At 71.1% G+C, this 19186-nt stretch carries 16 protein-coding genes; 11 read left to right on the top strand and 5 right to left on the bottom strand.

The features are described from left to right. The first annotated feature begins 17 nt into the window (after positions 1–17). Genes ACWEVN_RS03520 through ACWEVN_RS03495 form a run of 6 tightly spaced genes read left to right on the top strand, consistent with a single transcriptional unit; the run spans position 18 to position 7256 of the window. Entirely contained in the window at positions 18–626 is a 609-nt protein-coding gene (locus ACWEVN_RS03520) for a CBS domain-containing protein (protein ID WP_452050074.1), read from the top strand. Further along, positions 623–1516, top strand: a complete 894-nt coding sequence (locus ACWEVN_RS03515) for a universal stress protein (RefSeq protein ID WP_452050073.1) — start codon at positions 623–625, stop codon at positions 1514–1516. Before ACWEVN_RS03520 ends, ACWEVN_RS03515 begins: the two co-directional genes overlap by 4 nt. Further along, entirely contained in the window at positions 1513–3873 is a 2361-nt protein-coding gene (locus tag ACWEVN_RS03510; protein WP_452050072.1) for a phosphoketolase family protein, read from the top strand. Before ACWEVN_RS03515 ends, ACWEVN_RS03510 begins: the two co-directional genes overlap by 4 nt. A 3-nt stretch (positions 3874–3876) precedes the next feature. Beyond that, positions 3877–4878 (top strand): anion permease, encoded by a 1002-nt coding sequence (locus ACWEVN_RS03505; RefSeq protein WP_452050071.1) that lies wholly within the window; start codon positions 3877–3879, stop codon positions 4876–4878. After that, on the top strand, positions 4875–5480 hold the full coding sequence (locus ACWEVN_RS03500) for a hypothetical protein (RefSeq protein WP_452050070.1): 606 nt from the start codon (positions 4875–4877) through the stop codon (positions 5478–5480). The genes ACWEVN_RS03505 and ACWEVN_RS03500 overlap by 4 nt, the downstream gene beginning before the upstream one ends. A 42-nt stretch (positions 5481–5522) precedes the next feature. After that, positions 5523–7256 carry a GAF domain-containing protein gene (locus tag ACWEVN_RS03495; protein ID WP_452050069.1) on the top strand — a complete coding sequence of 578 codons (1734 nt, stop codon included), beginning with the start codon at positions 5523–5525 and terminating at the stop codon, positions 7254–7256. Between the two features lie 18 nt (positions 7257–7274). On the opposite strand, the gene cydD is transcribed toward ACWEVN_RS03495, so the two are convergent. From cydD to ACWEVN_RS03480, 3 genes are read right to left on the bottom strand one after another with little or no spacing between them, the layout of a single operon-like run. Continuing rightward, on the bottom strand, positions 7275–10607 hold the full coding sequence (cydD, locus tag ACWEVN_RS03490) for a thiol reductant ABC exporter subunit CydD (protein WP_452050068.1): 3333 nt from the start codon (positions 10605–10607) through the stop codon (positions 7275–7277). After that, positions 10604–11623 (bottom strand): cytochrome d ubiquinol oxidase subunit II, encoded by a 1020-nt coding sequence (gene cydB, locus ACWEVN_RS03485; protein ID WP_452050067.1) that lies wholly within the window; start codon positions 11621–11623, stop codon positions 10604–10606. Before cydB ends, cydD begins: the two co-directional genes overlap by 4 nt. A gap of 16 nt (positions 11624–11639) precedes the next feature. Continuing rightward, positions 11640–13034 (bottom strand): cytochrome ubiquinol oxidase subunit I, encoded by a 1395-nt coding sequence (locus ACWEVN_RS03480; protein ID WP_452050066.1) that lies wholly within the window; start codon positions 13032–13034, stop codon positions 11640–11642. 163 nt (positions 13035–13197) lie between these two features. Here ACWEVN_RS03480 and ACWEVN_RS03475 point away from each other — a divergent pair, with 163 nt between their 5' ends. Both ACWEVN_RS03475 and ACWEVN_RS03470 read left to right on the top strand, forming a co-directional pair. Beyond that, on the top strand, positions 13198–13836 hold the full coding sequence (locus tag ACWEVN_RS03475) for a response regulator transcription factor (RefSeq protein WP_452050065.1): 639 nt from the start codon (positions 13198–13200) through the stop codon (positions 13834–13836). Between the two features lie 82 nt (positions 13837–13918). After that, positions 13919–15055, top strand: a complete 1137-nt coding sequence (locus tag ACWEVN_RS03470; protein ID WP_452050064.1) for a DUF3644 domain-containing protein — start codon at positions 13919–13921, stop codon at positions 15053–15055. 10 nt (positions 15056–15065) lie between these two features. Here the strand turns inward: ACWEVN_RS03470 and ACWEVN_RS03465 are convergent, their stop codons facing one another. Then, positions 15066–16055, bottom strand: coding sequence for an Acg family FMN-binding oxidoreductase (locus ACWEVN_RS03465; protein ID WP_452050063.1), 990 nt, complete (start codon positions 16053–16055; stop codon positions 15066–15068). 146 nt (positions 16056–16201) lie between these two features. Between ACWEVN_RS03465 and ACWEVN_RS03460 the strand changes: the two genes are divergently transcribed. Both ACWEVN_RS03460 and ACWEVN_RS03455 read left to right on the top strand, forming a co-directional pair. Beyond that, positions 16202–17896, top strand: a complete 1695-nt coding sequence (locus ACWEVN_RS03460; RefSeq protein WP_452050142.1) for a GAF domain-containing protein — start codon at positions 16202–16204, stop codon at positions 17894–17896. Positions 17897–18005: 109 nt separating this feature from the next. Continuing rightward, on the top strand, positions 18006–18236 hold the full coding sequence (locus ACWEVN_RS03455) for a hypothetical protein (protein ID WP_452050062.1): 231 nt from the start codon (positions 18006–18008) through the stop codon (positions 18234–18236). A gap of 70 nt (positions 18237–18306) precedes the next feature. Here ACWEVN_RS03455 and ACWEVN_RS03450 read toward each other — a convergent pair whose 3' ends face one another. Next, positions 18307–18561 carry a dsRBD fold-containing protein gene (locus tag ACWEVN_RS03450; RefSeq protein ID WP_452050061.1) on the bottom strand — a complete coding sequence of 85 codons (255 nt, stop codon included), beginning with the start codon at positions 18559–18561 and terminating at the stop codon, positions 18307–18309. A gap of 184 nt (positions 18562–18745) precedes the next feature. On the opposite strand from ACWEVN_RS03450, the gene ACWEVN_RS03445 reads away from it, so the two are divergent. After that, complete coding sequence (locus ACWEVN_RS03445; RefSeq protein WP_310970333.1) at positions 18746–19153, top strand: Hsp20/alpha crystallin family protein; 408 nt, start codon at positions 18746–18748, stop codon at positions 19151–19153. The last annotated feature ends 33 nt before the right edge of the window (positions 19154–19186 follow it).

Here is a 19186-nt window from a genome sequence, read left to right as displayed (position 1 = left end):
CCGGAAAGGAATTCCCGATGCGAGCACGCGACCTGATGACCACGCCGGTGATCACCGTGCACCCGTGGACGTCCGCCAAGGAGGCGGCCGAGCTGCTGGCGGCGCACGGCTTCACCGCTCTGCCCGTGGTGGACGACGACGACCGCCTGGTCGGCATCGTCACCGAGGCCGACCTGATCCGCGGCCGCATCCCGGCCGATCCGCGCTATGTCCACGAACCTCGTGAGAGCACCGCCGGCAAGACCGTCGGCGACGTCATGACCACTCCCGTCACCGCGATGAGCGCCGGCACCGATGTCGCCGACCTGTGCCAGGCGCTGGTGGACGCCCGGATCCGCGCGATGCCGATCGTCGACGGCGCGGCCGTGGTCGGCATCGTCACCCGCGGCGACGTGGTGCGGGTGCTCGCCCGGGACGACGTCGAGATCGCCCGGGACGTCAAGCACCGCCTGGAGATCTACGGCGGCAGTGGCCGCTGGGCCGTCGACGTCCGCGACGGGTTCGTGCACATCACCGACCAGTTCGACGACGACTCCGACCGGCACGTCGCCCAGTTGCTGGCGCTCGCCGTCCCGGGGGTCGTCGCCGCGGAAACCGCTTATGCGGGTGAGGAGCAGAAACGATGACCGCCAACGACCCGAGGATCACCGTCGGCGTCGACGGCTCGGCGGGGTCGACCGCCGCCGTCGCGTGGGCGGCGAAGCTCGCCTCCCGGCGCCGCCTCCAGCTGAAGATCGTGCACGGCCTGCAGGTCGCCGGGCTCTACTACGGCGGCGGAATGACCGGCATCGGCGCGGCGACGCTGTTCGAGGCGGTGCAGAAGGACGGCGAACGAGCCGTCGCCGACGCCCGCGCCCTCGCCGCGTCGGTCGACAAGGACCTGGTCATCGTCACCGACCTGCCCAACGACCCGCCGGTCCCGATGCTGATCGACGAGTCCCGGCACGCCCGGATGCTCGTCGTCGGCCGGACCGGCACCGGCGGCTTCGCGGACATGCTCATCGGCGGCACCGCGGCTTCGGTCGCCGCCCACGCGCACTGCCCGGTCGCGGTCGTCCGCGGACACCACGACTCGACGGCCGGCCCGGTCGCGGTCGGCATCGACGGCAGCCCGAACAGCGAGCAAGCCATCGGTGTGGCGTTCGAGGAAGCCTCCCTGCGCGGCGTCCCGCTGGTGGCGGTGCACGCCTGGAACGACATCACCTACGAGGACACCCGCGGCACCGCCCGGATCCTGACTCAGCCGGAAAGCCTCGAAGAGGGCGAAGACCGGTTGCTGACCGAGCGGCTCGCCGGCTGGCCGGAGAAGTACCCGGACGTGGAGATCCGGCGCGTCCTCGTGCGCGACCGGCCGCGGCACGCGCTGCTGGAGATTTCCGCGCAGGCGCAACTGGTGGTCGTGGGCAGCCGCGGCCGGGGTGGCTTCACCGGCATGCTCCTGGGCTCGACCAGCCAGGCGCTGGTCCAGCACGCCCAGTGCCCGGTGCTCGTGGTCCGCCCGGAGAAGAAGGCATGACCGCCGTCGAAGCTCGTCCCGCGGTGCTGGGCGGCACCGAACTCACCCAGGTGGACGCCCTCTGGCGGGCCGCGAACTACCTCTCGGCCGGCCAGATCTACCTGATGGCGAACCCGCTGCTGCGCGAGCCCCTGCGGCCGGAGCACGTCAAGCCGCGGCTGCTCGGGCACTGGGGCACCTCGCCCGGCCTGAACTTCGTCTACGCGCACCTGAACCGGGCGATCCTCACCCACGACCTGAACGCCATGCTGGTCACCGGCCCGGGCCACGGCGGCCCGGCCCTGCTCGCCAACACCTGGCTCGAAGGCAGCTACACGGAGGCGTGGCCCGAGGTGACGCGGGACGCCGCCGGGATGGCGGAGCTGTTCCGCCAGTTCTCCTTCCCGGGCGGCGTGCCCAGTCACGTGGCGCCGCAGGTGCCCGGGTCGATCCACGAAGGCGGGGAGCTGGGCTATTCGCTCGCGCACGCGTTCGGGGCCGCGTTCGACAACCCCGGCCTGCTCGTCGCCTGCGTGGTCGGGGACGGCGAAGCCGAGACCGGCCCGCTGGCGGCGTCCTGGCACGCCAACAAGTTCCTCGACCCGGCCCGCGACGGTGCGGTGCTGCCGATCCTGCACCTCAACGGCTACAAGATCGCCAACCCGACGCTGCTTTCGCGCATCGCCCCGGCCGAGCTGGACGCTCTGCTGCGCGGCTACGGCTACGAGCCGATCTACGTCGAAGGCAGCGACCCGGAGACGATGCACCAGGCGATGGCCGCGGCGCTCGACTCGGCGATCGCCGACCTCGCCGTCATCCACCGGCACACCGGCCGTCCCGCCTGGCCGATGATCGTGCTGCGCAGCCCCAAGGGCTGGACCGGTCCGTCCGTTGTGGACGGAAAGCCGGTGGAGGGCACCTGGCGGTCCCATCAAGTGCCGCTGGCCGAGGTCCCGCACAACGCGGACCATCTGAAGCAGCTGGAAGGGTGGCTGCTGTCGTACCGTCCGGAGGAGCTGTTCGACTCCTGCGGCCGCCCGGTCGCCGACGTCACGGCGATGATCCCGGCGGGGGACCGGCGGATGGGCGCCAACCCGAACGCCAACGGCGGGATCCTGCTGCGGCCGCTGACGCTGCCGGACACCGCGGCCCACTCGGTCGCGGTCACTGCACCGGGCGCGACGGCGGCCGAGCCCACCAGGGTGCTCGGCCGGTTCCTGCGAGACGTCTTCTCGCTCAACGCCGACCGGGCGAACTTCCGCCTGTTCGGCCCGGACGAGACGGCGTCCAACCGGCTCGACGCGGTCTACGACGTCACCGCCAAGGAATGGCAGGCTGCCGTCGAACCGGTCGACGAACACTTGGCGCGCGACGGGCGGGTGCTGGAGGTGCTGTCGGAGCACCTGTGCCAGGGCTGGCTCGAGGGTTACCTGCTGTCGGGCCGGCACGGGCTGTTCTCCTGCTACGAGGCGTTCGTGCACATCGTCGACTCGATGGTCAACCAGCACATCAAGTGGCTGCGGGTGCACCGGCAGATCCCGTGGCGGCGCCCGATCGCGTCGCTGAACTACCTGCTCACCTCACACGTGTGGCGGCAGGACCACAACGGGTTCTCCCACCAGGACCCCGGGTTCGTCGACCACGTCGCCAACAAGAGCTCCGAGGTCGTCCGGGTGTACTTCCCGCCCGACACCAACACGCTGCTGGAGGTCGCGGCGCACTGCCTGCGTTCTCGCGATTACGTGAACGTGGTGGTGGCGGGCAAGAACGACACGCCGAACTGGCTGGACGCCGAGCAGGCCGCGCTGCACTGCAGCCGGGGCGTGAGCATCTGGGAGTGGGCGAGCACGCACACCGACCGCGAGCCGGACGTCGTCCTCGCCTGCGCGGGCGACGCTCCCACGCTGGAGGTCATGGCCGCCGCGAAGATCCTGCGGCAGGAACTCCCGTCGCTGGCCGTGCGGGTGGTGAACGTCGTGGACCTGATGCGCCTGCAGCCGGAGTCCGAGCACCCGCACGGCTTGAACGACCGGGAGTTCGACGCGCTGTTCACCCCGGACCGCCCGGTGATCTTCGCCTACCACGGCTACCCGTGGCTGATCCACCGCCTGGCCTACCGCCGCACCGGCCACCACGACCTCCACGTCCGCGGCTACACCGAACACGGCACGACAACCACGCCGTTCGACATGCTGGTGCTCAACCACTTGGACCGCTTCCAGCTGGTCATCGACGTGATCGACCGGGTCCCGGGCCTCGTCGCAACGGCCGGCGTGCTCCGGCAGCGGATGACCGAGGCCCAGGGCCGGCACCGCCGGTGGATCCGCGCCCACGGCGAGGACCTGCCCGAGATCCGGCACTGGACCTGGGAGAGCTGAGACGTGACCGCCGCGGCCGTCCTGGCCGTGGCGATCGCGATCACCCTGGTCTTCGACTTCACCAACGGCTTCCACGACTCGGCCAACTCGGTGGCCGCGCTGGTCGCGACCCGCGCGGCCACTCCGGGCGCGGCCCTGCTGCTCGCGGCCGGCTGTCACGTCGCGGGACCACTGCTGGCGGGCACGACGGTCGCTGACACAGTCGGCGGGGTGGTCCGGCTGCCCGCCGCGGACGTCCTGCCTGCGGTCGGCGCGGCCGTCACCGCCGGCATCGTCTGGAACCTGCTCACCTGGTGGCGGGGACTGCCGTCCAGCTCTTCCCACGCGCTGGTCGGCGGCCTGGTCGGGGCGAGCGGCTTCGCCGGGGTGCGCTGGGGCGGCATCGACGGCTTCCACGTCTCCGGCGTGCTCGGCGTCCTGGCGGGGCTGGCCCTGTCGCCGGTACTGGGTGCCGGGCTCGGCGCGGCCGCCGACCTGCTCGTGCGGCGGGCGTTGCGCCGGGCGCGCTGCCGGGTGGACACCCTGCTGCGGCGAGCGGAGTGGCTGACCGCCGGCGCCCTGGCCTTCAGCCACGGCGCGAACGACGCTCAGAAGTCCATGGGGGTCATCACACTGCTGTTGCTCGCGACCGGGCACCTCGAGACCTTCGCCGTTCCGCTGTGGGTCAAGCTCGCCGCGGCGGCGGCCCTGACCCTCGGGACCGCGTCCGGCGGCTGGCGCGTCGTCAAGACCGTCGGCCGCGGCATCTACCGGATGCGCCCGGCCGACGGCCTGGCGAGCCAGGGCAGCTCGGCCGCGGTCATCCTCGCCGCCGCGGGGGCCGGAGCGCCGGTCAGCACGACCCATGTCGTCGCCGCCTCGGTGGTCGGCGCCGGCGCGAGCCGCCGCGTCCGCCACGTGCGGTGGGCCGTGGTCGGTGAAATCTGTTCCGCGTGGCTGGTCACCCCGCCGGCGTGTGCCGCGCTGGGGGCCGCCGCGCCCCCGTTGTGGAGGTGGTGGGCATGAGGCTGCCCAAGACGTGGTTCCCGGCGCGCAACCCGGACGTGCTGGGGTTGCTGCGAGACCAGGCCGACACGGTCGGGGACCTGCTGACCGCACTGGCGGGCTGGGCTCGCGGCCTGCCGACCGGCGGAGAACTGCACACGCCGTTGCTGGTGCAGTCGGCCGAGCGCCGTCAGGTGCTGGTGGCCGTGCGGGAGGCGTTCAGCACGGCGATCGGGGCCGAGGACGTGTTCGAACTGGCCGAACGGCTCGGGGAGATCGCCGACGCGGCGTACATGCTCGTTCGCGAGTCCGACCTGTCCCGCACTCCGCCGGACGACCACCTGACGGCGATGGTACTCACGGTGGTGACCGCGTTCGACATGCTGCACAACGCCCTCGATGCCTTGCCGCACAACGAAGCAGCGGCGGAGGCCGACGTAGCACTGTCCTCTTTGGAGACTGCGGAACACGCCTACCGCCGGGCGATCGCGAGCCTGGAGACCGAACCGGACCCGCGTCGCGAGATGCGGTTGCGGGAGCTGTACCGCCGGGCCGAGCACCTCGCACTGACGGTCCAGCGGCCGGGACGACGCACCTGGTACTCCGTTGGCAAGATTTCTTGATCGATCCGGTGGAGGAATCACCGGATCGGCTCGCACATCGGCTTGACCGCCGCCCCCGCCGGCGCGGGAGACTGGACCACTGCCGCGCAGGGCGAGCGCGAGGTGGTGGACATGAACGCGGCGAGCGACGATCAGCTGACTTTCCCCGACCTGCCGAGGATGGAGCTGGACCAGTTGCTGGGCCAGCTCGTCGAGCGGGCCCAGGAGGTCATGGCCACGCAGGGCCGGTTGCGCGGGCTCCTGCGGGCGAGCCAGGAGGTCACCGGCGACCTCGCGTTGCCGACGCTGCTGCGCCGGATCGTCGAAGCGGGCCGTGAGCTGCTCGGTGCTCGCTACGCCGCGCTGGGCGTGATCGGGACCGACCGGCAGCTCGTCGAGTTCGTCCACGTCGGCATGGACGACGAGACGGTGGCGCGGGTCGGGCGGCTCCCCGAAGGCAAGGGCCTGTTGGGAGCCGTGGTGGAGGATCCGCGCCCGATCCGGCTCCGGACCATCGCCGATGACCCCCGCTCCTCGGGGTTCCCGGACGAACACCCACCGATGCGTTCCTTCCTCGGTGTGCCGGTCCGGGTGCGGGGCGTCGTGTTCGGCAACCTCTACCTCACCGAGTGCCGGCACGGTGAGTTCACCGACGAAGACGAGCAGCTCGCGCTCGCCCTCGCCGCGACCGCGGGCCAGGCCATCGCCAACGCGCGGCTCTACGAGACCGCACGCAAGCAGCAGGAATGGCTGAAGGCGTCGGCCGCGATCATGCGCGAGCTGCTGGCGGCGCGGCCGGGGCGGCCGCTGGAGCTGATCGCCGTGCACACCCTCGACCTCGCGGACGCGGATCTGGTGACCGTGCTGCGTCCGGACGGCGAGCACCTCCGCATCGAGGTCGCCGTCGGCGATCGGGCGGCCGAACTGGTGGGGAAGGCCGTCGACCTCACCGGCACGATGGCGGGCCAGGTCTTCACGGAGGGCGAGCCGCTCATGGCGTCGTGGACCGACCGGCAGTCCCGGACCGGCAGCCCGTCTCCGCTGCGGACCGATCTCGACGCGGTACTCGTGGTGCCGCTGACCGCCGGGGGCGAGGTCAACGGCGTACTGACCGCGGCCCGGAAGACGGGGCGGGCGGGCTTCACCGGCGACGACCTCGAGATGGCGGCCGGGTTCGCCGGCCAGGCGTCGCTAGCGATCGAGCTGGCCGACGCCCGCGCCGAGCAGCAGCGCAACGAGCTGTACGACGAGCGCGACCGGATCGCGGCGGAGCTGCACAGCGACGTGGTGCAGCGGCTGTACGGCATCGGCCTGTCCCTGCAGACGACGGCGGGCGCGGCCCGCTCGGAGGTGGTGGCCCGCCGGGTCCGCACGGCGATCACCGACATCGACGCGGTGATCACCCAGGTCCGCGAGACGGTGTTCCAGCTGGACGACGTCCTGCCCCGCCGCGCGGCGAGCGTCCACGACCGGGTCCTGGAGGCACTGGCGGACATCGAGCTCACCACGTCGACGGAGTTCTCCGGCAAGCTGGACGGCCTCTCATCGGAGCTGGCCGACGAGCTGCTCACGGTGGTCCGGGCCGGGTTGGCCCTGATCGCCCGCCACACCGGCGCCGGCTCGGTCCGGGTGTCGGTGCACTCGGGCGCGGAGAGACTGACCCTCACCCTGGCCCACGACGGCAGCCCGATCGACCCCGGCGAGTCCGGGTGGGCCGAGTTCGCCGGACCGGGCGCCCGGCGGGGCGGTGTTCCGGAGTCACGGTCGGGCGAACTCGTCTGGTGGGTGCCCCGGTGACGCGGTGAGCGGCCACCGTCAGCGCACCCCGGCCGCGCTGCGGGACAGCTCGACCGCCGTCAGCTCGGCGAACTCCGCCGGTCGGTGGGTCACCACCAGCGCCGACCGGCCCTCGGTCGCCTTCAGCAGATCGGCCGCCAACCCCGATGCGGTCGCGGCGTCCAGGTGGGCCGTCGGTTCGTCCAGCAGCATGATCGGCCGGTCCGACAGCAACGCACGAGCCACGCCCAGACGCTGACGCTCACCTCCGGACACCGGCGTTCCGTGCGTGCCCAGCGCCGTGTCGAGGCCGCCCGGCAGGTCTGACAGCCACCGCGAAAGCTGGGCCCGTTCGAGCGCCGTCCGCAGCTCGGCGTCGGTGGCCGACGGCCGGGCCAGACGGAGATTCTCCCGCAGTGTGCTGTCGAACAAGTGCGTCTCCGGTCCGCACCAGGCGATGCGCGACCGGACCGAGTCGCCGTCGCAGGTGAGCGTGTTCGTGTCGTCCAGCAGGATGCGGCCCGCCGAGGGGTCGAGATAGCGCATCAACGCCGCGATCACCGTGCTCTTGCCCGCGCCCGAACGACCGGTCAGCGCGAGACGGCGGCCGTCGCCGAGGCGCAGGTCGACGCCTTGGACCGCGTCGGCCGACGACCCCGGCCAGCGGACCGACAACTGCTCGGCCACCAGACAGGTGGCCGCCGGGGCGAGGGCAGTGGCCGGCGTGGAGGGTGCGGGAAGAATGTCCAGCTCAGCGAGGCGGCGTGCGGAGCCCGACGCGCCGACGAGCCGCTGGGCCGTCTCCGGCAGGCCCGCCACCAGCTCGGCCGTCGCCAGCGGCGTCAACGCCAACACCGCCAGCGCGGGGCCGGGCACCGCCGCCAGGATGCCCAGCGCCAGGCACGACACCGACGTCAGGCCGACGCCCAGCGTCGCGAGCCCGCCACCGAGGCCGCGCCACACCGCGGACCGGCGGTGGAAGGCGGTCAGCACGGCGTCGAGTTCGCGCAGCCGTGAGTGCCGCCGGGCTGCCGCGTCGTGGGTGATCAGGTCCGCCGATGCCTGCAGCAGTTCGACCGTCCCCGCGGTCAGGTCCGCGCGCAGCCGCGCCGTCGAGCGCAGAGCCCGGCGGGCTGCCAGGGCCGCGACGAAAGGAGCCAACACGCCGGCGACGGCCAAGCCCAGCGCCGCTGCGACGCCTGCGCCGGGCAGGATGACGCCGAGGGTGATCGCGGTCGCCGACAACACCACGAACGTCGACACACCCGGGACCAGGCCGCGGACCAGGACGTCCTGCTGGCTGTCCACATCGGACACGAGCCGGTGCAGCAGGTCGCCGCGCCGCAGCCGGGCGGTGCCGGCCGGGCCGATCCGGACCAGCTGCGCCCACACCCGCACCCGCAGCTCGGCCAAGGCGCGCAGGGCCACGTCGTGGGACAGCAGCCGCTCGATGTAGCGGATGATGCCCTTGGCCAGGCCGAACGTCCGGACCGCGACGATCGCCACCAGCAGGCTCAGCACCGGCGGATGCAGGGCCGCGCTCGCGATCAGCCACGACGACGTCGCCGTGAGGGCGACTCCGGAGCCCAGCGCGGCCGTCGCGGCCAGGCAGGCCAGGGCCAGCCGGAGCCGGTGGGGCCGGATCGCCGCACGCAGCGGCCGCCACCGCGGCACATCCATCGTGGACGAGGCCACGACCGGAGCGGCGGCCGGACGCGAGATCGGCCGCGGCTCAACAGCCTCCGGGACAGCGGGAAGGACGACCGGCTCGCCGAGGGAGATCACCCGGTCGCAGCGGGCCAGGACCGCGGGGTGGTGGCTGACGATCACCGCGGTCCGCCCGGCGAGCACCTTCGGCAGCCGTTCCACGATGGCTGCCTCGGTCTCCGCGTCGACGCCTTCGGTCGGTTCGTCGAGCAGGATCAGCGGCCGGTCGAGCAGCACCGCACGGGCCAGCGCGACCCGGCGGCGTTGCCCGGTCGACAGTCCGGCGCCCAGCTCGCCGACGATTGTGGACAGCGGGACGTCGAGTGCCGCGGTGTCGGCCGCGGCGAGCACGGCGTCGTCGGTCGCGTCGGGGGAGCCCAGGCGGATGTTCTCCGCTACCGTCCCGGCGACCAAGTGCGGCTGCTGCGGCACCCAGGCCAGGTGCCGGTGCCAGGTCGCGCGGCCGATGTCGGCGAGGTCGGTGTCGCCGACGAGGATCCGGCCGCCGTCGGGTCGTCGCCAGCCGAGGAGCAGGTCGAGCAACGTCGACTTCCCCGCCCCGCTCGGCCCGGTCACTCCGATGATCTCGCCGGGTGGCAGGCGCAGGCTGAAGCCGTCCAGGATCGGTCCGGACCGGCCGTCGACCGTGACGTCTTCGCAGCGCAAGGCGACTCGCTCCAAGTCGGGGACCACACCCGTGCCGTGGTCGCCACTGGGCGTGTCGGCGAGCGCGATGATCTCCTCGGCCGCGGCGAGGCCTTCGGCGCTGTCGTGGAACCGCGCGCCGACCGCGCGCAGCGGCAGGTAGACCTCGGGCGCGAGGATCAGCACGGTGAGCGCGGTCTGCAGGTCGAGTTCGCCGGCCAGCAGCCGCAGGCCGATCGACACGGCGACGACCGCGACTGACAGCGTCGCCAGCAGCTCCAGGGCCAATGCCGAGAGGAAGGCGACGCGCAGCGTCCGCATCGTGTGCGCGCGGTACTGCCCGGTGATTTCCCGCAGCGACCGGATCTGCGCTCGCGCCCGGCCGAACGCGGTCAGCTCGGCGAGCCCGGCGACGAGGTCGAGGAAGTGGTTGCCGAGCACGGACAGGGTCTGCCACTGCCGCCGGACGTCGCGCTGGGTGTAGAGGCCGATGAGGATCATGAACACCGGGATGAGCGGCACGGTGAGGCCGACGATCACGGCGGCGGCCCAGTCGGCGGCCAGGATCCGCACCCCGACCACCAGCGGCACGACCGCGGCGATCAGCAGCTGCGGCAGGTACCGCGAGAAGTACCCTTCCAGGCGGTCGACGCCGTGGGTGGCCAGGGCGGCGACCTCGGCGGGGGAGCGGTCCGCCCGCCGGGGCCCGATCCGCAGCGCGGCCGCGATGACCGTCTCGCGCAGCTGGGACAACGCTCGGGCAGCGGCGCGGTGCGCGGTCGTCTCGGCCAGCCAGGAAATCCCGGCCCTCGCCAGGACCACCAGGGTCAGCAGGCCGAGCGGCAGCGCCAGGCTCCGGGCGCCGAAGCCGTCGAGGAAGGCCCACGTGATCGTCTTCGCCAGCAATTCCGCCTGGGCGAGCACCAGCATCGCGGTGAACACACCCAGCGCGGCGCAGGCGACGACGAACGGCCGGACTGCCTTCGCGTGGCGCAGCAGCCGCGGGTCGAGGGGCTTCACCGGCGGCCCGCGGGCAGGCCGCCGCCGGCCGGGATCGAGGCCCGGCTGATCCGCTTGCGGAACACCCAGTACGTCCAGGCCTGGTAGGCCAGCACGATCGGGGTGAACACGACCGCGACCCAGGTCATGATCTGCAGCGTGTACGGCGTCGACGACGCGTTGGTCGTGGTCAAGCCGAAGGCCGGGTCGGTCGTCGAGGGCAGGACGTTCGGGTAGAGCGACCAGAACAGCGTGAAGGTGACCGCGATGATCGCGGCGGCGGTGCTCGCGAAGGCGTACCCGTCGCGCTCACCGGCGGCGAACAGGACCGCCGCGACGAGGAGCAGCGCGGCGAGGGCCGACGACAGCCACGCCCAGCCGCCGTGTTCGATCGCGGTGTAGGCGAGGAAGACGCCGCCGAACACGATCGCCGTGCCGCCGAGCGCGCGGGCGAGCGTCCGGGCCCGGTCGCGCAGGGCGTCGGTCGTCTTCAGCGTCAGGAACACCGCGCCGTGGAAGGAGAACAGGCTGAGCGTGGCCAGGCCGCCGAGCAGGGCGTACGGGTTGAGCAGGGTGAAGAACGTGCCGGTGAAGTGGTGCTGGGCGTCGAGCGGGACGCCGTGGACGATGTTGCCGAACGCCACGCCCCACAGCAGGGCGGGCGCGGCGGAGCCGAAGACGATGACCCAGTCCCAGGTGTTCCGCCAGCGTGGGCTGTCGATCTTGCCGCGGAACTCGAACGCCACCCCGCGCAGGATCAGCGCGACCAGCACGAGCAGCAGGGCCAGGTAGAAGCCGGAGAACAGGCTCGAGTACCAGAGCGGGAAGGCGGCGAAGGTGGCGCCGCCGGCGACGAGCAGCCAGACTTCGTTGCCGTCCCAGACCGGGCCGATCGTGTTGATCAGCACGCGGCGGTCGGTGTCGTCGTGGCCGAGGACGCGCAGCAGCGTGCCGACGCCGAAGTCGAAGCCTTCGAGGACGAAGTAGCCGGTCCAGAGGACCGCGATGAGCAGGAACCAGATGTCGGTGAGGGCCATGACGGTGTCTCCGGCGTCAGTAGGCGAAGGCCGCGGGACGCGGCTCGTCGGACTCGGGTTCGGGTGCTTCGGGCGGTGGGGGACCGGCCTTGGCGTAGCGGACCATCAGGACGCCGTCCACGACCGCGAGCACGCCGTAGAGCAGGGTGAACACGATCAGCGAGGTCAGCACGCTGCCCGCGGAAACCGTGGGCGACACCGAATCGGCGGTCTTGAGCACGCCGAACACCGACCAGGGCTGGCGGCCCATCTCGGTGAAGATCCAGCCGACGCTGTTGGCCAGGAACGGCAGCGCGATCCCGGCGACGGCGGCGGGGAAGAACCAGCGGGCGCGCGGGGTGCGGCCGCGGCGGAACAGCCAGAGCCCGGCCAGGGAGATCAGCAGGCAGAGGAAGCCGAAGCCGATCATCAGGCGGAACGTCCAGTAGGCGACCGGGATGTCCGGCCGGTACTCGCCGGGCCCGTAGGTCTGCTGTTCGGCGGCTTGGAGGTCGTTGATGCCTTCGACCTGCCCGTCGAACTTCCCGGTGGCCATGAAGGAAAGCACGCCGGGGACGCGGATGCTGAACTTCTCCTGCGAGCCGTCGAGCGAGCCGATGGTGAACAGTGAGAACGACGCGGGCGCGACGGTATCGTAGAGCGCTTCGGCGGCGGCCATCTTCATCGGCTGCTGCTGTGTCATCAGCCGGGCCTGCAGGTCACCGGTGACGATGACGCCGAGGCTGGCGATCAGCACGGTGACCAGGGCGAGCTTCATCGACGGCCGGAAGACGTCGGCGTTCCGCTGCCGGCTCAGCTGCCAGGCGCTGATCCCGACGACGAACATGCCGGCGGTGAGGAAGCACGCGGTGATGGTGTGCGCGAAGGCGCCGACCGCGGTCGAGTTGGTGAGCACGGCGCCGAAGTCCTTGAGCTCCGCACGGCCGGTGGCGGGGTTGACCGCGTAGCCGACCGGGTGCTGCATCCAGGAGTTGGCGGCGAGGATGAAGTACGCCGAAAGCAGCGTGCCGATCGAGGCGAGCCAGATGGTGGCCAGGTGCAGCTTCTTCGGCAGCTTGTCCCAGCCGAAGATCCACAGGCCGAGGAACGTCGATTCGAGGAAGAACGCCAGCAGGCCCTCGATGGCCAGCGGCGCGCCGAAGATGTCGCCGACGAACGTGCTGTAGTCCGACCAGTTCATCCCGAATTGGAACTCCTGCACGATGCCGGTCGCCACGCCCATGGCGAAGTTGATCAGGAACAGCTTCCCCCAGAACTTCGTCATCCGGCGGTAGCGGTCGTTCCCCGTGCGCACCCAGGCGGTCTGCATCCCGGCGACCAGGAACGACAGTCCGATGGTCAGCGGGACGAAGATGAAGTGGTAGACGGTGGTGATCCCGAACTGCCATCGGGCGAGGTCCAGGGCGCTCATCCGGTATCTCCTGCTCGTTCGCGGGTCACCCGGCGAGCATCCGGTGCGGGGGCCGCCCCGGCTTAGGGTCTTTGGTCACTTCCCGGACGGTCCCGCGTCCCTGCCACTGAGGACTTTGCGGTCGTACGCTGAGCCTGTCGAACCGCTCTTGAGGAGGTCGGAGATGCTCCGCGTGTTTCTCGTCGACGACCACGAGGTCGTCCGCCGTGGCGTCGCCGACCTACTGGACGAGGACGAAAACCTCACCGTGGTCGGCCAGGCCGGCAGCGTGTCGCAGGCGTTGGCCCGCATCCCCGCGCTGAACCCGGACGTGGCCGTGCTGGACGTCCGCCTGCCTGACGGCAACGGCATCGAGCTGGCCCGGGAGCTGCGATCCAAGCTGCCCGAGCTCAAGTGCCTGATGCTGACGTCCTACACCGACGAGCAGGCGATGCTCGACGCGGTGATGGCGGGGGCCAGTGGGTTCGTGATCAAGGACATCAAGGGCATGGACCTGGTCTCGGCGGTGCAGGACGTCGGCGCGGGCAAATCCCTGCTCGACGCGCACGCCGCGGCGGCGTTGATGGCGAAGCTGCGCGACAGCCAGGCAAAGAAGGGGCCCCTGTCCGATCTGTCGGACCAGGAGCGGAAGCTCCTTGAGTTGATCGGGGAGGGCCTGACCAACCGGCAGATCTCGGAGCGGATGTTCCTGGCCGAGAAGACGGTCAAAAACTACGTCTCCCGGCTGCTGACCAAGCTCGGCATGGAACGCCGCACCCAGGCGGCCGTGCTGGCCACCGAGCTACGCAACCAGGGCGGCTGAAGTGCTCGGGTGAGCCGGGCGTAACAGCCGGCGTCCGATTTCCGACCTTGATCACATGCCGCCGCGACCACGATTCATGCATATGGTCGACGCCTCGCGTGACGAGGCGCAGCTGGCTGTGCGGTTGTACAACGATCCATCGGAAATTCGCTCTTTCGAAGGCTTCGTCGTCCACATGCACCTCGCTTGGCTCTACCTCTTGCACGCCGAGCTCACACGCGCTCACGTCGACTTCCGGTACTGGCGGACGCACGGGCGGGCCCGGCGAATCGAGCGTATCGACGGTGAACCAAAGCGGTGGGACCTCGCGACCTGCGTCCGGCACCACTGGCCCGACGGTGACAGCCCGGTGCGCGCCAACCTCGAGTTCTTCATCGCGTTGCGCAACAAGATCGAGCACCGATATGCCCGCGAGCAGCAAGCTCTCACGGCGGCTGTCGGGGGCCAGAGCCAGGCCCTCCTTCTGAACTACGAGGAGGAGCTCACCAGCAGCTTCGGTGTCTCCTCGTCGCTGGCCACCCGTCTGCGGTTCCCTGTCTTCATCGGCAGCTTCACGGACGAGGGGGAGCGAACACTGCGGCGGTTGCGCGCCCAGCTCCCGGCCCAGTTGCGGACCTTCCTCGCCGATTACGACGCGGGGCTCGACGAGTCCGTCGCGCGCGACCCGCGGTACGACTTCCGGCTGCGAGTCCTGCAGGAGCTGGCCCCTAGAGACCCGGACGCACTCGCGGTTCAATTCACCCGCTACGACGACCTGACGGAAGAACAACGTGCGACTGTCGAAGCTATCGGCAGAAAAGGGTACGTCGTGGTTCGCGAACAGAAACGGTCTGTCGTGGGACACGGGCTGTTGAAACCGACGGAGGCGGCGAAGGCCGTCCAGGACGGAATTCCGTTCTTCTTCAGCACCGCACTCTTCACCAAAGCGTGGAAGAAGCTTCGGGTCCGGCCGCCGGTGGGAGACCCGCACCCTGAGCGAACGGATGACAAGTACTGCTTGTACGACGAACGTCACGCCGACTACGGCTACACCCAGGCCTACATCGCCAAGCTCATCCGGGAGTGCCGGAACGAGACCGGCTTTCGAGCGCTGCTCGACACAGCACCCAGGGACAAGGTGTCCGGTGAGTGGGTGGGGCCACCACCACTGAGCGCAACGCCACCTTGGCGCCGGACCAGGCCGGCAGAGGCGGAGGCCGACGTGAGGCACTCGGCCTGATCGACGCCGCTCAGGTGCGCAGGGCGGTGGGCTCCATCAGGACGTCCGCCAGCGACCGCCGCGGAGTCCACGGCACTGGCGAGCCCCGACCCAGGCGGAGCACGATCTGCGGCCACAACCCGCCGCCGAGCAGCTGGCGCAGTTCGGCCCGGACCGCTGGGACCTCGACCGGCTGGGAGATGAACGACGCGTCGAGCCCGGCCACGGTCGCCGTCAGCAGGACCCGCTGCATCGCCTGGCCCGCCCGGAGCCGGTCGACGCGGGTGTCGTCGAAGGAACCGATGACTACGACCAGGGGCTCGGAGTCGTCGGGCCGGCCGCGCAGCCGGGTGCCGAAGTCGCGCAGGACCCAGCCGCCGTTGTTCGAGGGCATCGAGCCGGCCGCGTAGTCGGGCACGCCGTCCCGGCTGTCCGGGTTCCGCCCGGTCCACTGCCGCCACTCGGCGAGGAACGCCGGGTCGGCGAGTTGGGCGTAGTGCCCTTTGTGGACCAGCTCACGCAGGCCCTCCAGCTGCTTGGCGTCTATCCGCGGCAGCCAGGCCTGCTCGATCTCGGCGGCGTGCCGCAATTCGGCGACCACGGACGACGGGATCGCGCCCACCTCGAACGGCGTCCGGTTCGTGTGGCGGCGGGGGATCGCGTCCGCCAGCTCGACCAGGCGGGGGTCTGGACGGCGGGCCGCGAACGGCCGCACCACGGCCAGCAGCGTCGGATCGTCGCGCCGGGGGAACAGCGTCGTCGCGGGGTGGGCGCCCAGTGCGTGGATGGCGGTGCGCAGGTTGAACAGCGCAGCTCCGCAGGAGAGCAGCAGTTCGCGCCGGTCGGCGTCGGCCACCGGCAGGGCGCGGTCCGGATCGGCGTGCAGCTCCAGGCCCGCATGGGTACAGCGGAAGCGCCAGGGCTGCGTATTGTGCGTCGACGGCGCCAGCACCGCAGCGCCGATGACGGACTTCACCTGATCGGAGTCCAGCAAGCCGATCGAAGTGATGGGTAGTGTCATGGTTTCCCCTCGTGCCGCGGCGCGGCACACTGGTGATCCGAAAGCTTCGTTCGACGGTCTCTCGCACCGCAGGGCCGCGGATAGGGGACAAAGTCACCGATGACGCGGAGGACTTGGTGAGTGGAGCCGAGCACGAACCGCGGCGGATGGCGGGCACGCTGTCCGGCCTGCGGCTGCGCGAGCTGCTGCGTGATCTGCAGGACCGGATCGAGCTGCTGATCGGCACCCGGGACAAAATGGACGGCCTGCTCGATGCCGTGCTGGCCGTGGCTTCCGGGCTCGAACTGGACACGACGCTGACCCGGATCGTCCAGGCGGCGATCGAGCTCGGCGAGGCGAAGTACGGCGCACTCGGCGTCCTCGCCGAGGACGGCAGCCTGTCCGAGTTCCTCTACATCGGCATCGACGACGACACCCGCCGGCTGATCGGTGACCTCCCCGAGGGACACGGCGTACTGGGCGTGGTCATCGAGGAGGCCAAGCCGCTGCGCCTGGAGGAGATCTCCTCACATCCGGCGTCCGTCGGCTTCCCCGCCCACCACCCGCCGATGCACTCTTTCCTGGGTGTGCCGGTGCGGGTGCGTGACGAGGTGTTCGGCCGGCTGTACCTGACGGAAAAGAAGAACGGGGAGCCGTTCACCGACGACGACGAAGTCGTCGTCCAGGCCTTGGCCGCTGCGGCCGGGATCGCGATCGAGAACGCGCACCTCTACGAGCAAGCGCGGGTGCGCCAGCAGTGGCTGGCCGCGACCAGCGAGGTGACGACGGAGCTGCTCGGCGGCACCGACCCGGCGGAGGCGCTCAACCTCATCGCCAGCCGGGCGCTGGAACTGACCGGCTCCGACGTCACGATGCTCGCGCTGCCGAACTCCGGGCGCCTCGACGTCGACGAGGACTGGGGTGACGACGTCGACGACCTGACGGTCACGGTGTGCGCGGGCATGCGGGCGGCCGAGCTGTCGGGGACACGCATCGCCATCGAGGAGAGCGTGCCGGGCTCGGTGTATCGGGACCGGACGCCGCGCAGCGTGCCCGAGCTCGCGCTGCGCGACCACCGGTTCGGGCCGGCGATGGTGGTGCCGCTGCGGGCGGGCGATCGGACGACCGGTGTGCTGATCGCCGCTAGGGAGGCTGGTTCCGCCGGGTTCGAGTCGGCCCAGCTGTCGGTGGTGGCGTCCTTCGCCGACCAGGCGGCACTGGCGTTGCAACTGGCCGCGCAGCAGCGAGCGGCTCGCGAGCTGGACGTGCTCGGCGACCGCGACCGGATCGCCCGCGACCTGCACGACCACGTCATCCAGCGGCTGTTCGCGGTCGGGCTGTCGATGCAGAGCACCCAGCGGCGCACGAAGTCCCCGGAGCTGCAAAAACGGCTGGGCGACAGCATCGAGCAGATGCACGAGATCGTCCAGGAGATCCGCACGGCCATCTTCGACCTGCACGGCGGCGCGGCGGGCGAGACGGGCGTACGGCTGCGCCGCCGGTTGCACGACGCGATCGCCGAGCTGACCGACGACGCACCGCTGCAGCCGACGGTGAGCATGTCCGGCCCGATCGACACGGTCCCGGCGCAGCTGGCCGAGCACGTCGAGGCGGTGGTACGCGAGGCGGTCAGCAACGCGGTCCGCCACGCGGACGCCTCGACGGTGACGGTGTCGATCGCGGTGAAGGACGAGCTGATCCGCGTCGTGGTGGTCGATGACGGCAAGGGCCTCGTGGAGGGGATTTCGCCGAGCGGGCTGGGGAACCTGCGCGACCGAGCGGAGGCTTCGGGCGGGACGTTCTCGCTGGACAGCGGACCTGACGGTGGGGTCAGGATCGAGTGGTCGGCCCCGGTCGTCTGACACCGGCGGGTGACATCCCGGCGCGGCGAGCTGGGCGGTGCCCGATTCCAGCGACTTCGTGTGCTATCGAGATCGCCACAGTGCGGTGTTCAAACCCACGGAGGGCTTTATGCACGTCAACATCGACAAGGGTGAGTTGAGCTCCCTCATGAGGGGCATCGCCGCCAAGATCGAAGCTGCTGTGACACCGATCGCGCGGGAATACCGGGGGCGACCGGTGGAGGACTTCAAGCCGCAACTCGACGAGGCACTTCGGGCAGCCGGACTGGAAAACGTCGACTGCACGGAGATCGCGGAGCAGATCAGCCGAGGCGAGGACGTCCGGATCACGCTCGGCTAGGCTCAGTTCACTGGGGTGGGCGAGGGGGTTCCGGTAGCGGCCGTGCAGCCTGAGCGCGGCTGAGGCAGGGTCAGGAGCTCCACGCGCGGTCGGCTTCCACCTCGAGCTCGACCATCGCGGCCTCCAGCAGTTCTTCGGTGAGGTCGGACATCGCCCGGCCCAGTGCGAGGTAGCCGGCGACCCGGGCGGGCCCGCTGCGGTGGGCCAGTCCCACCCCGGAGAACTCGGCCCCCTCCGGGGTGCGCAGGACGATCTGCGCCCGGGTCCGGCGCGGCTCGTGGTCCACCGTGACGTCCAACCGCCACTTCCCGGTTTGCTGCGTCATGGCCACTCCTCTCCGTCCCCGGACCCCGACGGTGCCAGCTGCCCCGAACGGCCCAACAGGGTCCTCGCGCCCGGCTTCGGTGACGAAGGTCCTCCCGGTTCGGGCAATCCGGCCGCGTCGCGCGCCCACCGAACCGAGGTCTCCTTGTCTTGCGACCCCCGAAGTCGCAAGGAAGGAGGAACGGATGACTGCCCTGGTGCCGGGCTCACGCCTGGCGTTGCCGAGCATCGCGGCGTGGCTGGAGAACCCCTGGCCGTTCGCCGAGCACAACCCGGTCCGGATCGAGGAGTCCACTGAGGACGGCAAGTACCTCGTGCGGGCCGAACTGCCCGGCTTCGACCCGGAGAAGCACATCTCCGTGACCACGCACAACGGGCTGCTGACCATCTCTGCCGAGCGTGAGGCGAAGGAGACCGGCGAAGGCCGTAGCGAGTTCTTCTACGGCACCTTCAGCCGCACGGTCAGCCTGCCGGCCGGGGCCGACCCGGCGAAGGTCAAGGCGACGTACGCCGACGGCATCCTCGAGATCTCGATGCCGGTTTCGGAGCACCCGCGCGACAAGCACGTGAAGATCCAGGTCACCAAGGACTAGGTGACCCTCCGCGGTGGGCGCGGCCCTCGGTCG

Source organism: Amycolatopsis sp. NPDC003861, from assembly GCF_053605405.1.
The sequence above is the reverse complement of the archived record's forward strand: the minus strand, read 5'-3'. Positions and strand labels throughout refer to the sequence as shown.

What these genes read in the sequence shown, in the direction of transcription:
- cydB (WP_452050067.1), bottom strand. Translation starts at nt 11,623, where the DNA reads ATGGCCCTCACCGACATCTGGTTCCTGCTCATCGCGGTCCTCTGGACC.
- ACWEVN_RS03445 (WP_310970333.1), top strand. Translation starts at nt 18,746, where the DNA reads ATGACTGCCCTGGTGCCGGGCTCACGCCTGGCGTTGCCGAGCATCGCG.
- ACWEVN_RS03470 (WP_452050064.1), top strand. Translation starts at nt 13,919, where the DNA reads ATGGTCGACGCCTCGCGTGACGAGGCGCAGCTGGCTGTGCGGTTGTAC.
- ACWEVN_RS03480 (WP_452050066.1), bottom strand. Translation starts at nt 13,034, where the DNA reads ATGAGCGCCCTGGACCTCGCCCGATGGCAGTTCGGGATCACCACCGTC.
- ACWEVN_RS03475 (WP_452050065.1), top strand. Translation starts at nt 13,198, where the DNA reads ATGCTCCGCGTGTTTCTCGTCGACGACCACGAGGTCGTCCGCCGTGGC.
- ACWEVN_RS03515 (WP_452050073.1), top strand. Translation starts at nt 623, where the DNA reads ATGACCGCCAACGACCCGAGGATCACCGTCGGCGTCGACGGCTCGGCG.
- ACWEVN_RS03460 (WP_452050142.1), top strand. Translation starts at nt 16,202, where the DNA reads ATGGCGGGCACGCTGTCCGGCCTGCGGCTGCGCGAGCTGCTGCGTGAT.
- ACWEVN_RS03450 (WP_452050061.1), bottom strand. Translation starts at nt 18,561, where the DNA reads ATGACGCAGCAAACCGGGAAGTGGCGGTTGGACGTCACGGTGGACCAC.
- ACWEVN_RS03455 (WP_452050062.1), top strand. Translation starts at nt 18,006, where the DNA reads ATGCACGTCAACATCGACAAGGGTGAGTTGAGCTCCCTCATGAGGGGC.
- ACWEVN_RS03520 (WP_452050074.1), top strand. Translation starts at nt 18, where the DNA reads ATGCGAGCACGCGACCTGATGACCACGCCGGTGATCACCGTGCACCCG.
- ACWEVN_RS03500 (WP_452050070.1), top strand. Translation starts at nt 4,875, where the DNA reads ATGAGGCTGCCCAAGACGTGGTTCCCGGCGCGCAACCCGGACGTGCTG.
- ACWEVN_RS03510 (WP_452050072.1), top strand. Translation starts at nt 1,513, where the DNA reads ATGACCGCCGTCGAAGCTCGTCCCGCGGTGCTGGGCGGCACCGAACTC.
- ACWEVN_RS03465 (WP_452050063.1), bottom strand. Translation starts at nt 16,055, where the DNA reads ATGACACTACCCATCACTTCGATCGGCTTGCTGGACTCCGATCAGGTG.